The 13,839-nt window shown below is 59.1% G+C and carries 14 protein-coding genes, 1 other RNA gene and 3 pseudogenes; 10 read left to right on the top strand and 8 right to left on the bottom strand.

What is annotated here, in order from left to right:
• The first annotated feature begins 35 nt into the window (after positions 1-35).
• Together ubiD and AB4N76_RS12790 are read left to right on the top strand one after the other, a co-directional pair.
• Positions 36-1,502 (top strand): annotated as a pseudogene (gene ubiD, locus AB4N76_RS12795) (4-hydroxy-3-polyprenylbenzoate decarboxylase).
• Positions 1,502-2,470 carry a CDP-6-deoxy-delta-3,4-glucoseen reductase gene (locus AB4N76_RS12790; RefSeq protein ID WP_046032252.1) on the top strand — a complete coding sequence of 323 codons (969 nt, stop codon included), beginning with the start codon at positions 1,502-1,504 and terminating at the stop codon, positions 2,468-2,470. Before ubiD ends, AB4N76_RS12790 begins: the two are co-directional and overlap by 1 nt.
• 22 nt (positions 2,471-2,492) lie before the next feature.
• On the opposite strand, the gene AB4N76_RS12785 is transcribed toward AB4N76_RS12790, so the two are convergent.
• Positions 2,493-2,966, bottom strand: coding sequence for a hypothetical protein (locus tag AB4N76_RS12785; RefSeq protein ID WP_046032253.1), 474 nt, complete (start codon positions 2,964-2,966; stop codon positions 2,493-2,495).
• A 353-nt stretch (positions 2,967-3,319) separates the two neighbouring features.
• Between AB4N76_RS12785 and AB4N76_RS12780 the strand changes: the two genes are divergently transcribed.
• On the top strand, positions 3,320-3,988 hold the full coding sequence (locus tag AB4N76_RS12780; protein ID WP_046032341.1) for a gamma-glutamylcyclotransferase: 669 nt from the start codon (positions 3,320-3,322) through the stop codon (positions 3,986-3,988).
• On the opposite strand, the pseudogene glpT reads toward AB4N76_RS12780, so the two are convergent.
• Positions 3,964-5,313 (bottom strand): annotated as a pseudogene (glpT, locus tag AB4N76_RS12775) (glycerol-3-phosphate transporter). The gene AB4N76_RS12780 and the pseudogene glpT sit on opposite strands and share 25 nt — an antisense overlap.
• A 264-nt stretch (positions 5,314-5,577) precedes the next feature.
• Here glpT and AB4N76_RS12770 point away from each other — a divergent pair.
• Positions 5,578-6,168 (top strand): flagellar basal body-associated protein FliL, encoded by a 591-nt coding sequence (locus AB4N76_RS12770; protein WP_371916698.1) that lies wholly within the window; start codon positions 5,578-5,580, stop codon positions 6,166-6,168.
• A gap of 17 nt (positions 6,169-6,185) precedes the next feature.
• On the opposite strand, the gene AB4N76_RS12765 is transcribed toward AB4N76_RS12770, so the two are convergent.
• Positions 6,186-7,163: an NADPH:quinone oxidoreductase family protein gene (locus AB4N76_RS12765; RefSeq protein ID WP_046032256.1), complete on the bottom strand. Its 978-nt coding sequence runs from the start codon at positions 7,161-7,163 to the stop codon at positions 6,186-6,188.
• Between the two features lie 150 nt (positions 7,164-7,313).
• Here AB4N76_RS12765 and AB4N76_RS12760 point away from each other — a divergent pair, with 150 nt between their 5' ends.
• Positions 7,314-7,721, top strand: a complete 408-nt coding sequence (locus tag AB4N76_RS12760; RefSeq protein ID WP_046032257.1) for a flagellar basal body-associated protein FliL — start codon at positions 7,314-7,316, stop codon at positions 7,719-7,721.
• Positions 7,722-7,862: 141 nt separating this feature from the next.
• Here the strand turns inward: AB4N76_RS12760 and AB4N76_RS12755 are convergent.
• Positions 7,863-8,314 (bottom strand): annotated as a pseudogene (locus tag AB4N76_RS12755) (EVE domain-containing protein).
• A gap of 201 nt (positions 8,315-8,515) precedes the next feature.
• Here AB4N76_RS12755 and AB4N76_RS12750 point away from each other — a divergent pair.
• Complete coding sequence (locus tag AB4N76_RS12750) at positions 8,516-8,668, top strand: hypothetical protein (RefSeq protein WP_007942433.1); 153 nt, start codon at positions 8,516-8,518, stop codon at positions 8,666-8,668.
• Positions 8,669-8,703: 35 nt separating this feature from the next.
• Here AB4N76_RS12750 and AB4N76_RS12745 read toward each other — a convergent pair whose 3' ends face one another.
• The 4 genes from AB4N76_RS12745 to AB4N76_RS12730 all read right to left on the bottom strand — a co-directional run bounded on the left by AB4N76_RS12745 (position 8,704) and on the right by AB4N76_RS12730 (position 10,127).
• Entirely contained in the window at positions 8,704-9,309 is a 606-nt protein-coding gene (locus AB4N76_RS12745; protein ID WP_046032259.1) for a 5-formyltetrahydrofolate cyclo-ligase, read from the bottom strand.
• Positions 9,310-9,394: 85 nt separating this feature from the next.
• A non-coding RNA gene (gene ssrS, locus AB4N76_RS12740) (6S RNA) lies at positions 9,395-9,573 on the bottom strand.
• Positions 9,574-9,603: 30 nt separating this feature from the next.
• Positions 9,604-9,921 carry a cell division protein ZapA gene (locus tag AB4N76_RS12735; RefSeq protein WP_007942435.1) on the bottom strand — a complete coding sequence of 106 codons (318 nt, stop codon included), beginning with the start codon at positions 9,919-9,921 and terminating at the stop codon, positions 9,604-9,606.
• Positions 9,918-10,127, bottom strand: coding sequence for a TIGR02449 family protein (locus AB4N76_RS12730; protein ID WP_003213954.1), 210 nt, complete (start codon positions 10,125-10,127; stop codon positions 9,918-9,920). Before AB4N76_RS12730 ends, AB4N76_RS12735 begins: the two co-directional genes overlap by 4 nt.
• Before the next feature lie 128 nt (positions 10,128-10,255).
• On the opposite strand from AB4N76_RS12730, the gene AB4N76_RS12725 reads away from it, so the two are divergent.
• From AB4N76_RS12725 to AB4N76_RS12710, 4 genes are read left to right on the top strand one after another with little or no spacing between them, the layout of a single operon-like run.
• On the top strand, positions 10,256-10,813 hold the full coding sequence (locus AB4N76_RS12725) for a YecA/YgfB family protein (protein ID WP_046032260.1): 558 nt from the start codon (positions 10,256-10,258) through the stop codon (positions 10,811-10,813).
• Positions 10,814-10,838: 25 nt separating this feature from the next.
• On the top strand, positions 10,839-12,173 hold the full coding sequence (pepP, locus tag AB4N76_RS12720; RefSeq protein WP_077431066.1) for a Xaa-Pro aminopeptidase: 1,335 nt from the start codon (positions 10,839-10,841) through the stop codon (positions 12,171-12,173).
• Entirely contained in the window at positions 12,170-13,357 is a 1,188-nt protein-coding gene (gene ubiH, locus AB4N76_RS12715) for a 2-octaprenyl-6-methoxyphenyl hydroxylase (RefSeq protein ID WP_077431067.1), read from the top strand. The genes pepP and ubiH overlap by 4 nt, the downstream gene beginning before the upstream one ends.
• Positions 13,350-13,835 (top strand): DUF4442 domain-containing protein, encoded by a 486-nt coding sequence (locus AB4N76_RS12710; RefSeq protein ID WP_077431068.1) that lies wholly within the window; start codon positions 13,350-13,352, stop codon positions 13,833-13,835. The genes ubiH and AB4N76_RS12710 overlap by 8 nt, the downstream gene beginning before the upstream one ends.
• The last annotated feature ends 4 nt before the right edge of the window (positions 13,836-13,839 follow it).

The following is a 13,839-nucleotide window of genomic DNA, read 5'->3' as shown; positions in this document are numbered from 1 at the left end:
TAGGATGTACGCCTATTTTAGGGGTGCCATCGTCAATGAAATTCAAGGACCTTCGGGATTTCGTGCAGCAGCTTGAGCAGCGCGGAGAGTTGAAACGCATCCAGATCCCCGTCTCTCCAGTGCTGGAGATGACCGAAGTCTGTGATCGCACGCTGCGGGCCAAGGGGCCGGCGCTGCTGTTCGAAAACCCTACCGGCTACGACATTCCGGTGCTCGGCAACCTGTTTGGCACCCCCGAGCGGGTCGCCATGGGCATGGGCGCCGAGTCGGTCAGCGAGCTGCGCGAGATCGGCAAGCTGCTGGCCTTCCTCAAAGAGCCCGAGCCGCCGAAGGGCTTGAAGAGACGCCTGGTCGAAGTTGCCGATCTTCCGCAAGATCATTGCCATGGCGCCGAAAGTCGTCAAAGACGCGGTGTGCCAGGAAGTGGTCATCGAAGGCGACGACGTCGACCTGGCGATGCTCCCCGTGCAAACCTGCTGGCCGGGCGATGTCGGCCCGTTGATCACCTGGGGCCTGACGGTCACAAAGGGGCCGAACAAGGACCGCCAGAACCTCGGCATCTACCGTCAGCAAGTGATTGGCCGCAACAAGGTCATCATGCGCTGGTTGAGCCACCGAGGTGGCGCGCTGGACTACCGCGAGTGGTGCGAGAAGCACCCGGGCCAGCCGTTCCCGGTGTCCGTGGCGTTGGGTGCTGACCCGGCGACCATCCTTGGTGCCGTGACGCCGGTACCGGACAGCCTTTCCGAATACGCTTTCGCCGGTCTGCTGCGCGGCAATCGCACCGAGCTGGTGAAGTGCCGGGGCAACGACCTGCAAGTCCCTGCGACTGCCGAGATCATTCTCGAAGGCGTGATCCATCCCGGCGAAATGGCCGATGAAGGTCCGTATGGCGACCACACCGGTTACTACAACGAAGTCGACAGCTTCCCGGTGTTCACCGTCGAGCGCATCACGCACCGGATCAAACCGATTTACCACAGCACCTACACCGGCCGTCCGCCGGATGAGCCGGCGATTCTCGGTGTGGCGCTGAACGAAGTGTTCGTGCCGATCCTGCAGAAGCAGTTCCCGGAAATCACCGACTTCTATCTGCCCCCCGAAGGCTGCTCGTACCGCATGGCCATCGTGACCATGAAGAAGTCGTATCCGGGCACGCCAAGCGGGTAATGCTGGGTGTCTGGTCGTTTTTGCGACAGTTCATGTACACCAAGTTCGTTATCGTCACTGACGACGATATCAACGCCCGGGACTGGAACGACGTGATCTGGGCCATTACCACGCGCATGGACCCCAAGCGCGACACGGTGATGATCGACAACACGCCGATCGACTACCTCGACTTCGCCTCGCCGGTCTCAGGCCTGGGGTCGAAAATGGGGCTCGATGCCACGCATAAATGGCCGGGCGAAACCACTCGCGAGTGGGGCCGGGTGATCGTCAAGGACGACGCCGTGACCCAACGGATCGATGCCATCTGGAATCAGTTAGGAATAGATTGATGCGTGTAACCTTGCAGCCCTCCGGAGCAGTGCTAGAGATTCTGCCCGGCGAGCGGATTCTCGATGGTGCGCGGCGCCTGGGCTACGAATGCCCGCAAAGCTGTCGCAATGGCAATTGCCACGTATGTGGCGCGTTGCTGGTGGAAGGTCGGGTCGAGCAGGCAGGCCATGTGCGTGACCATGGCGAGTTCTACACTTGCATAGCAGAGCCGCTGGAAGACTGCATCGTGCTGTGGGATGGCGTGCTCGCGCTGGGAGAACTGCCGGTGCGCAGCGTGTCGTGTCAGGTCATTGAATGCAGGGACGTCGGCGGCGATACCTGGCGTGTGCGCCTGCGCGCGCCGGCCGGTAAGCCACCGCGTTATCACGCTGGCCAGTATTTGATGATCGAGCGTGAGAATGGCGAGAAATCCGCGTTCTCGCTGGCCTCGGCACCCCATGGCGGACGAGATCTGGAGATCCATGTACTGGCGCGCGAAAACAGTGCGCTGAGCCTGATCGCACAGTTGCAACGCAACCCGATAGTGCGGGTCGAGCTGCCATTCGGCGATACCCACCTTGCAGAGTTGCCGGACGGTCCGCTGGTGCTGATCGGCGCGGGCACCGGCATGGGCCAGATTCACAGCCTGATCGAACACTGCCGCGCCGCAGGCTTCAAGCATCCAGTGCACCTGTATTGGGGCGTGCGCCGTCCTGAAGACTTTTACCAGATTGAGCATTGGGATGAGTGGCTGAAACTGCCCAACCTGTTCCTGCACAAAGTCGTCAGTGATCAGTGCGGTTGGCAAGGGCGTTGCGGGATGTTGCACGAGATAGTGTGTGAGGATTTCCCGGATCTTAAATCCTTGCATGTCTACGCCAGCGGATCTCCGGCGATGGTCTATGGCACGCTGGATGCCTTGGTCGAAGCCGGGATGGACGCTCATCAAATGCGCGCGGATGTGTTTGCGTACGCGCCGCGATCTTGATCCGCGATCTTGATCCAAGCCTTTAGAACCGCACCCCGGTCGTAACCATGGCTGCGTTGGCGCCGAGAAAAACCAGCTCGGCGGCCAACGGTCCATAGTGAGTGCCGACCGACGGAATGATCACCGGCGCAACGCCGTAGCGGTTCAATGGAATCTTATCCTTGTAGTCACCGCTATAACCCTGCAACAGGCCGCCAGTCACTTTCAGGTACACCGGATAATTGGCGCTGTCATAGCGTTTACCGGCGTAGGCGTAGTTAGAGCGCTGCCTGAACGAGTTACGAAAAGTCGCCCCGCCAAATACCCAGCCCGATGCCTGATTGCGCTCAATACCAATCAAATCCTGATTGTTATTGTGTTCTGGGTCCGGTGAGTAATGTTTGGTATAGACACTGGTCTGTGCGTACCAAAAACCTTTGCCCTGTGAGTCCTCCAGCGCCATTGCCTGGTCGAACGGAATCAATAGGAAGAGGGTGAAAAGCCCTGGAATTTTCATCATGCAGCCTCGGTTAAACGGGTGGCTTGCGCCAGAGGAAGGCCGTTATACGTAGGCGTTCAGTGACAGAGAAGACAGAAAGTCCGATATTTTAGTAGGAAGTTTCCTGCATCTTCTTGAACAGCACCTGAACGAAGCTGTGGCTTATGCATATTTCATTCAGGTATTTAAGATATTCCTGCGATGGTATTAGGCTATATAAAACTCGATAGCGAGGCTGATAATCCCGATTTAGCGCTATTGCGAGTGTCATACATCCTTTAGCACTTTTCGTTTTACGGTTACTGCTATATGTTCTATGAAGCGAGTTTTGCTTACATCTTGTAATACTTGTGGGGCCGAACACTTTCATCATGACCGCCATTGAATCTGCTTTTGTGAATCCGGCTTACCCTCCGCGTCTCGATCTGGGGCCGCAGCTGACGCACGAACAACTTCTCGTCTCGATGCAATCGACCATGGCGCGTCACAAGGGCGGGCCGGTGTGGTTGTTCGCTTACGGTTCGCTGATCTGGCGACCAGAGTGTTCGGCAGTAGAGCGCGTTCGCGGCCGAGTGCATGGTTACCATCGGGGTTTGTACCTGTGGTCCCACGAACATCGCGGCACGCCGGAAATGCCTGGTCTGGTGTTCGGCCTGGACCGCGGCGGCTCCTGCAGTGGTTTCGCCTATCGCCTGCCCGAAGAACAACTTGAAGCTTCGCTGTATGCACTTTGGCAACGCGAAATGCCCGTCCCGTCCTATCGCCCGCACTGGCTCAACTGCCGTCTCGAAGACGGAAGCCAGGTTCAGGCGTTGGGATTTGTTCTGGAGCGGCACCTGCCCAGCTATGCCGGCAACTTGCCGGATCATGTGCTGAGCCAGGTGTTCGAAAGCGCTTGCGGGCGGTACGGCACCACTCGCGATTATGTCGAGCAGACCGCTCATGCCCTGCGTAGCCACGCCATGCCAGACCGAAATCTGGAGGCGCGGCTCAAGCGCTGCAAATCAAAAGCCGATCAGGCAATCGCTTCGCGGGTCTGACTGGCGACGTTCTTGTGGCCCAGTGTGGGTGCCAGGAACGCCATCGCCAGCAGGCAGGCAACGACCAACAGAATGAAACCGCCATCCCAGCCGAAATAGTCCACGGTGTAGCCCATCAGCGCACTGGCCGCGACCTGAACCACCCAGGTAACCGAACAGGCCGGTAAAACCAGCGGCCGTCCCGGCGGCTTTTTTCGGTACCAGCTCCAGCGCTTGCAAGCCGACCAGCATCACCGGGCCGTAGATCAGGAAGCCGATCGCGAACAGCGAGATCATGTCGACCATCGGGTTGCCCGGCGGATTCAGCCAGTACACGATTGTCGCAACCGTCACCAATGCCATGAACACCATGCCGGTCAGGCCTCGGTTGCCCCGGAAGATCTTGTCCGACATCCAGCCGCACAGCAGCGTGCCGGGAATACCGGCCCACTCGTACAGGAAGTAAGCCCACGAGGTCTTGTCGAAGTCGAAATGCTTGACCTCTTTGAGGTAGGTCGGCGCCCAGTCCAGGATGCCGTAGCGCAGCAGGTAGACGAAGACGTTGGCCAGCGCGATGAACCAGAGCATTTTGTTGCGCAGCACGTATTTGACGAAGATGTCCTTGGCGCTGAATTCTTCTTCGTGGCTGGCGTCGTAGCCTTCCGGGTAATCGTTTTTGTACTTCTCGATGGGCGGCAGGCCCGTCGATTGGGGGTATCGCGCATCACAATGAAAGCGAATACCGCGACCAGCAACGCCACGGCGGCCGGGACGTAGAACTTGCTGTGCCAGTCGTTGAACCAGCCCATGCCGAGAATCGCCAACGGTCCGATCAAACCACCGCCGACGTTATGCGCCGTGTTCCAGACCGACACCACTCCGCCGCGTTCTTTCTGCGACCACCAATGCACCATGGTTCGTCCGCTCGGCGGCCAACCCATGCCTTGCGCCCAGCCATTGATGAACAACAGGATGAACATCATGGTCACGCTGGACGTCGCCCAAGGTGCGAAACCGAAAACGAACATCACCCCGGCAGACACCACCAGGCCAAAAGGCAGGAAGTAGCGTGGGTTGGAGCGGTCGGAGACGATGCCCATCAGAAACTTGGACAAGCCGTAGGCAATGGCAATAGCCGACATGGCCACACCCAGTTGGCCCTTTGTATAGCCTTGGGCAATCAGGTCGGGGAACGCCAGGGTGAAGTTCTTGCGCAGCAGGTAGTACCCCGCATACCCAATGAATATCCCGGCGAAGATCTGCCAGCGAAGGCGTCGATAGGTGCTGTCTATTTTTTCTTCAGGCAATGGAGCCTGATGTGCGGCAGGACGAAAGAAAGCAAACATTCAAGAGCTCCAGATTTCTTGTTTTGACTGCGGATGCGAATGTTACAGTTTCGTTACCGAAAATAGCACCGGTTCGCATTGGCGAAACAGCAGTAAATGTTGGAAATCGCGCGTTCCTTTACGAACCTGTCGCTCAGCTGTAAGAACAGGGCGTTTTTGTGGCGGTCGGGTCTTTGTGTCTTAGACTCGCGATCAATAAACCGACCGATTGCGCAGAGAAGAATGATGGCTCCGAAAGTTCGCAGGTTATTACCGAGGCTGTGGATGGTGGCCGTCGTCACCGTTTCGGTTCTGATGCTGAGTTTCGCCCAGGGCTCTGCAGCGCCGGGTTTGCGCAATGTCACCGTGCTGATTGTTCGTCATGCAGAAAAACCTGAGGTGGGGAGGGCGCTCAATGCCCGAGGAGAGCAGCGGGCCGCTGCCTATGCCGACTATTTCGCCCCGTTGAAGCTGGATGGCCAGACACTGACGCCTCAGCGCCTGATTGCTACCAGTGACAGTCCAATCAGTATCCGGCCCCGGCAGACGCTGATCCCGCTGTCCCAGCGCCTGCAACTGCCGATCGAACAGCCTTATGCCAATGGCGAGGTCGACAAACTGGTCAATCTGCTGCGTAAGAGTAATCAGGCGAAAACGCTACTGATCGCCTGGCACCATGGGCACATCAATAAACTGATCGCAGCTTTCGGGGGCGATGGGCCGGCACTGATCGGCCAGCAAAAATGGCCGGTGGATGTCTACGACTGGCTCATCGTTTTGCGCTTCGATGACAAGGGCCAACTCATCGAGTCTCGCAGTCAGAAGGTTCAGGAGCACCTGTTGCCGGGCGACACTGTGGAGTCGCCCGGCAGTTGACGGCGGCTTCTCAGGCCTCAGCGAACCTGCACCACAACCTTGCCCACAGCCTTGCGCTGCCCAAGATCATTGATCGCCTGTGCCGCATTGCTCAGCGGATACACCTGTGACACCAGCGGCTTCAACTTGCCCTCGGCAAACCAGCCGAACAACTGCTGGAAATTCGCTGCATTGTCCTGCGGCTGGCGTTGAGCAAACGAGCCCCAGAACACGCCGACCACGGCGGCCCCTTTGAGCAGTGCCAGGTTGACCGGGAATTCCGGAATGCGTCCGCTGGCGAAACCGACCACCAGTAATCGGCCGTTCCAGGCGATGGCGCGCACAGCCTGATCAAACAGGTCGCCGCCGACCGGGTCGTAGATCACGTCGGCGCCTTGGCCATCGGTGAGGCGTTTGATTTCGTCCTTGAGGCTGGTTTCGCTGTAGTTGATCAGCTCATCGGCGCCAGCGGCCTTGGCCACGGCAAGCTTTTCGGCACTGCTGGCAGCGGCGATCACGCGGGCGCCCATGGCTTTGCCGATTTCCACCGCCGCCAGGCCAACACCGCCGGAAGCACCCAGCACCAGCAGCGTTTCGCCGGGTTGCAGGTTGCCGCGTTGCTTGAGGGCGTGCATCGAGGTGCCATAGGTCATGCTGAAGGCTGCGGCGGTGTTGAAGTCCATTGAAGGTGGGATCGGCAGCACGTTGTAGCCCGGCACCGCGATTTGCTCGGCAAAACTGCCCCAGCCGGTCAGGGCCATGACCCGGTCACCGACCTTGAGATGGCTGACCTTTTCGCCCACTGCGCTGACCACGCCGGCGGCTTCACCACCCGGGGAGAAAGGGAAGGGCGGCTTGAATTGATATTTGCCCTCGATGATCAGCGTGTCCGGGAAGTTGACCCCGGCGGCGTGCACGTCCAGCAGGATTTCATTCTTCTTGGCGACAGGACTGGCGACGTCTTCCAGTACCAGCGATTCGGCAGGGCCGAAGGCTTTGCACAGCACGGCTTTCATCAGGGCTATTCCTTTGGGAGTGATGGCCGATAAGTGTAGGTGTGTGAGTCGATGGGTCAACGAGCATGCCCGACCCTGATAGTCAGCCATAAGCTTGTGCTTGAGCGGCGGGTCGTTATGCTAGGCCGCAAACCGGATAAGGAGCGAATTGTGAAAGCGTGGATCATGTTGTTGCTGGCCCTGTCTCTGCCTGTGGCAGCGATGGCCGAAGAAGCCAAAGAAGGTGAAGCTCCGAAGGTCAATTACATCACCCTGAGCCCGCCGTTCGTGGGCAACTATGGGCTGGACGGTACGCCGAAGCTCAAGGTCTACAAGGCAGATGTGGCATTGCGCGTGACCGGTGAGGACGCCACCAAGGCCGTGAAGGCCAATGAACCGCTGATCCGCAATCAGCTGGTGGCGTTGTTTGCCCAGCAAACCACCGAGACGATGAACAACGTCGAAGCCAAGGAAAAACTGCGCCAGGAAGCGTTGAAGCAGACCCAGCAGGTGATGAACGACGAAACCGGCAAGCCGGTGGTTGAGGATCTGTTGTTCAACAACCTGATCATTCAATAAGACTTCTGTTGTCTGATCCGGCCTCATCGCGGGCAAGCCCGCTCCCACAATATTCTCCAGTGTATGCAGGTTTTGCATCCACCCCAGATCTCTGTGGGAGCGGGCTTGCCCGCGATGACATTCTCAGACGCGCAGGCGTTTCTACGGTTTGAGCGCGATCACCGTCGCCCACTGCTCCGCTGTGACAGGCATCACCGACAACCGCGAGCCCTTCTGCACCAATGGCATCTCGGCCAGCGCGGTCTGCTGCTTCAGATAATCGAGCTTCAACACCCTGGCAAACGTCTCGACATGTGCGACATCGATCGCGCTCCAGGCGTTTTTTCTGCCGTGGCCTTCGGATCGTAATAATGACTCTCCGGCTCCAATGCCGTGGGGTCCGGATAGGCCGCTTCGATAATTTTCCCTATCCCGGCAATTCCCGGCTCCGGGCAACTGGAGTGGTAGAAGAAAAACTCGTCACCGACCGCCATCGACCGCAAAAAATTACGCGCCTGATAGTTGCGAACCCCGTCCCAGCGCGCTTGGCCGAGCTTCTCCAGGCCCTTGATCGAGAGTTCGTCCGGCTCGGATTTCATCAGCCAATAGGCCATGGATTTTGCTCCTTGCGAGGTGAGTGGACAGGTTGTCCGGCGATTTTATGACAAACCGACAGTCGGTTGACGCCAGCGTTTGCGTGTCAGTTCACGTTGTCGCAAAATGCCGGCCTTCTAAGCTTGACGCTGCTGCACGGCCTACACCTACAACGGAAACCGCTGCTGTCATCGTGTTGATGTGCCTTTGGGGGGCAATCGATGAAACGCAAACCGGATTTACTATGGATTTTGGTTATTTTGTTCGGCCTCGGCGTCGTAACCACCGGTTATGCCCAAAGCCTGTGGAATAACAAGACTGACGCGCCGATCGAAATCGCGCAGCAACAGCAACCGTCGGCCTTCAAGCGCTAAACCTGTCTTTTGGACGCCGCTCTTGGCAGTGGCGTCTAGCGTGCGAAGTACCACGCCTTGTCTGTCACCGTTCCCTGCAGCGGTACATCCCAGCTCGCCTGAGCCAATCGTTCGACTTTCTGACATTCATGGGCCAGCCCCAGCAGCGTCGGCTTGCGCCAGGATTTGCGGCGCGCCAGATAGGCCAGGCTTCGATCGTAGAAACCACCGCCCATGCCCAGGCGTCCGCCGACATCGTCAAACCCCACCAATGGCAACAAAATCAGATCCAGAGCCCAGACTTTGCGTTGCCGGGCGAGGTTGTGCCGTGGTTCGAGGATGCGGAAGCGGTTGGGTTTGAGTGTTTCGCCCGGGCGAATTCGCTGGAACACCATTTTGGTTCGCGGCCAGGCACTGAGCACCGGCAGATAGGTGGCCTTGCCCCGGCGTTGAGCGGCACGCAGCAGGACGCGCGGGTCGATTTCACCGTCGGTCGGCAGGTACAGGGAGATGTGTCTGGCGCGGCGAAACAATGGCTGCTGGGCCAATTGCTTGTACAACCCGCGAGCCGCCTGGCGCTGTTGACTGGGTGTCAGTGCGCGGCGGGCCTTGCGCAGCATGCGTCGAAGTTGCGGGCGGGGAAGCAGCGCAGGTTCGGTCATGGATTCAGGCTTCGGCAGGACGAGTACGTAAAGCGTACCCGTAAAAAAGCCGATGCCGGCATAAAACCGGCATCGGACTGGAATCAGGCTCCCCGGATGAACCGCTGCTGACTTAGCCCTTGAACCCGAAAGTTCAAGGTGGAAGATGCAGTAGGCTTTAAGGCTTTCCGTCTAGCGGACATGCACACCAGCCCAACGTGCAACCTCCAGGGTAGTGCGAATCGGCTCAGGGACGTGGTCAACTGGCAAGCACCCCAGGGAGTGTTGCGAGTATAACCCAAGCGGTTCGACGAATCAGCCTTTGGTGACGTCCGGATCGGTGGCGAGTACCAGATCGACGCGGTCCAGCAGGTCGCGCACCTGTTCGCGAGTCGAGCCGCTGGCCTGTACATCCGGGCGTTCTTCCTTGTGCAGCAGGTCGTGCGTAATGTTCAGCGCGGCCATGACGGCAATGCGGTCGGCGCCGATGACTTTGCCGCTGCTGCGGATTTCACGCATCTTGCCGTCCAGGTAGCGGGCGGCGCTCACCAGGTTGCTGCGTTCTTCCTGGGGGCAAATGATCGAATATTCTTTGTCGAGGATCTGCACGGTAACGCTATTGCTTGAACTCATGAGTCTTGCTCCAGGGCCTTGAGGCGCGAAATCATCGATTCGACCTTACGCCGGGCGATTTCGTTTTTTTCAATGAGGTGCGCGCGTTCCTCGCGCCAGGTCTTTTCCTGAGCTAGTAAGAGTCCATTTTGACTCTTAAGTTGCTCGACTCGATTAATCAGCAGTTCGAGTCTGGCCATCAGCGCTTGCAGGTCGGTGTCTTCCATTGTGTCCACTGATATTGTGCTTGATGGGTGGTAGCTGGCGGACAGCCTTTAATAGTCTTGGCGAGTCTGTCGATGTAGGATACAAGGCCTTCATTCTAGACATAGCGCCGTCTGGCGCCTAGCTGCCCATGACCATTCAGAATTCCCCGTACCAAGCCTTCGCCACACTGCTGACCTCCAGCGGTCATAACGTCTCGCCTGCCGAACTGCATGGCCTGTTGCTCGGCCGCAGTTGCGCCGGTGCCGGTTTCAATGCCGAAGAGTGGTTGATCGATGCCGCCGAACTGCTGGAAAGCGAACCGCAGGACAATGTCCGCAACGCCTTGATCGGCTTGCAGGATATGGTCAAGGGCGAGCTCACCGGCGACGACGTGACCGTCGTTCTGCTGCTGCCTACCGATGACGCACCGCTGGCTGATCGTGCCGTCGCACTGGGCCAATGGTGTCAGGGTTTCCTCAGCGGTTTCGGCTTGAACTGCCGCGACAGCAGCATGCTCAGCACCGAGGCCACCGAAGTGTTGCAGGACCTGGCGGCGATTTCCCAGGTGCAAGACGCCCTGGAAGAGTCCGAAGATGGCGAAAGCGATTACATGGAAGTCATGGAATACCTGCGCGTAGCGCCGCTGCTGCTGTTCTCCGAGACCAAAAAAGACGTGCCGGCCGCTGCCAAACCGTCTTTGCATTAATCGTAAAAGGGAAAACCATCTGCCCATGATTCATATCCCGAAATCGGAGTACAGCCGTCGCCGCAAGGCCTTGATGGCGCAGATGGAACCCAACAGCATCGCCATCCTGCCCGCCGCCGCGGTGGCCATCCGCAACCGCGACGTCGAGCACGTCTATCGTCAGGACAGCGATTTCCAGTACCTCAGCGGTTTTTCCGAGCCTCAGGCGGTCCTTGTCTTGATGCCAGGGCGTGCGCATGGCGAATACATCCTGTTCTGCCGTGAGCGCAACGCCGAGCGCGAGTTGTGGGACGGCTTGCGCGCCGGTCAGGAGGGCGCGATCCGCGACTTCGGTGCCGACGATGCCTTCCCCATCACTGACATCGACGACATCCTGCCGGGCCTGATCGAAGGCCGTGACCGGGTGTATTCGGCCATGGGCAGTAACCCCGAATTCGATCGGCACCTGATGGACTGGATCAACGTGATCCGCTCCAAAGCGCACCTCGGTGCCCAGCCGCCGAACGAATTTGTTGCCCTGGATCATCTGCTTCACGACATGCGCCTGTATAAATCGGCGGCAGAAGTGAAGGTGATGCGTGAAGCCGCACGGATTTCTGCCCAGGCGCATATCCGGGCGATGCAGGCCAGCCGCGCCGGGCTCCACGAGTTCAGCCTCGAAGCCGAGCTTGATTACGAGTTCCGCAAGGGCGGGGCGAAGATGCCGGCCTACGGTTCGATCGTCGCGGCGGGGCGCAACAGTTGCATCCTGCATTACCAGCAGAATGACGCCGTGCTCAAGGACGGTGACCTGGTGCTGATCGACGCCGGCTGCGAGATCGACTGTTACGCCAGCGACATCACCCGCACCTGGCCGGTCAACGGCAAGTATTCACCGGAGCAGAAGGCGATCTACGAGTTGGTGCTGGCGTCGCAAGAAGCCGCGTTTGCCGAAATCGCCCCGAACAAGCACTGGAATCAGGCGCACGAAGCCACGGTTAAAGTGATTACTGCCGGCCTGGTGAAGCTTGGCCTGCTGCAGGGTGACGTCGACGAGTTGATCGCCAGCGAAGCCTACAAGGCGTTTTACATGCACCGCGCCGGTCACTGGCTGGGGATGGATGTGCATGATGTCGGCGAATACAAGGTCGGTGGCGAATGGCGTGTGCTGGAAGTCGGCATGGCGCTCACCGTGGAGCCGGGAATCTACATTTCCCCGGACAACCAGAACGTGGCGAAGAAATGGCGCGGCATCGGCGTGCGCATCGAGGACGACGTGGTGGTGACCAAGACCGGTTGTGAAATATTGACCAAAGGCGTACCGAAAACGGTTGCCGAGATCGAGGCCCTGATGGCGCAAGCGCGGACACAAGCAGCATGAGCCGGGTCAATCTGGCAATCATCGGTGGCGGCCTGGTGGGCGCCAGCCTGGCGTTGGCGTTGCAGGCCGGGGCCAAGTCTCGCGGCTGGAAAATCGTCCTGATCGAGCCATTCGCCCCGGGTGATACGTACCAGCCGAGCTACGATGCTCGCTCCTCAGCGCTGTCCTACGGTGCCAAACAGATTTATCAACGGTTAGGCGTCTGGCAGGAAATTTCCCGCCGCGCCGAGCCGATCAAGCAGATTCATGTGTCCGACCGTGGACGCTTTTCCACCGCGCGTTTATCGGCAATGGAAGAGGGCGTTCCGGCACTCGGTTATGTGGTGGAAAACGCCTGGCTGGGCCAATGCCTCTGGCAAGGCCTGGACAAGGACGTGGTCACTTGGCGCTGCCCGGCGGAAGTCACCCGCATGGAACCGCTGACTGACGGCTACCGCCTGACCCTCAATGACGAAACCACCCTGGAGTGCGACCTGGCGGTGCTCGCCGATGGCGGCCGTTCAGGCCTGCGCGAGCAACTGGGGATCGGCATCAAGAAACGCCCGTATAACCAAAGTGCCCTGATCGCCAACATCACCCCGAGCGAAGCGCACAACGGCATGGCGTTCGAGCGATTCACCGACGACGGCCCGATGGCATTGCTGCCGCTGCCGGAGAACCGTTGTGCGTTGGTCTGGACCCGTCTGGGCATGGACGCGCAACGGCTGGCGGCACTGGATGACCGTAGCTTCCTCAGCGAGTTGCAAGGTGTGTTCGGATATCGCCTCGGCACGTTGAAGCAGGTCGGCGCGCGACATCTTTACCCGCTGACACTGATCGAAGCCGAAGAGCAGGTGCGCCCGCATCTGGCGATTCTCGGTAACGCGGCGCACAGCCTGCATCCGATTGCGGGGCAAGGTTTCAACCTGTCGCTGCGTGATGCTCAGGCCTTGGCCGATGCGTTATTGGCGAGCGAGGCATCGCTGGGCGATTTCGCCACATTGCAGGCTTACCGTGAGCGCCAACGCCTGGATCAGAACCTGACGGTAGGTTTTTCCGATCAGGTCACCCGTTTGTTCGGCAGCACTCAGCCGCTGGTTTCGCTGGGCCGCAACCTCGGCTTGCTCGGTCTCGACCTGCTGCCGCCGGCCAAGCGCTGGTTCGCCCGGCAGGCCATGGGCCTGGGTACGCGTCCCGATGCTTAAGTGGTTGACGAACACATTCGGCAAAGCGCGATTGATGCGTTGCTTCATGTCTTTTTACCCGCCGTACATGGGTGCCGGGGTTCGGGTGCGGCACATCAGCGATGACTTTCGCGACATCACGGTGTCCATGGGCCTGAGCTGGTACAACCGCAATTACGTAGGCACCCAGTTTGGCGGCAGCCTGTATTCGATGGTTGATCCGTTCTACATGTTGATGCTGATGGAAAACCTCGGGCGCCATTACATCGTCTGGGATAAGGCGGCGGACATCGATTTCATTTCGCCGGGCAAAGGCCCGGTGTTCGCCAATTTCCGGATCGATGAGACGTTGCTCGACGAGATCCGTCGGCAAACGGCCGGTGGCGAGAAATACCTGCCGCAATTGCAGGTCGATATTCACGACGGCGCCGGCACCTTGGTGGCGCGAGTCGAAAAAACCCTTTACGTGCGGCTCAAGCCGCCAGCGAGACAGGCTTAAAGCA

The organism is Pseudomonas sp. S2_F03 (assembly GCF_054668335.1).
The sequence above is the reverse complement of the archived record's forward strand: the minus strand, read 5'-3'. Positions and strand labels throughout refer to the sequence as shown.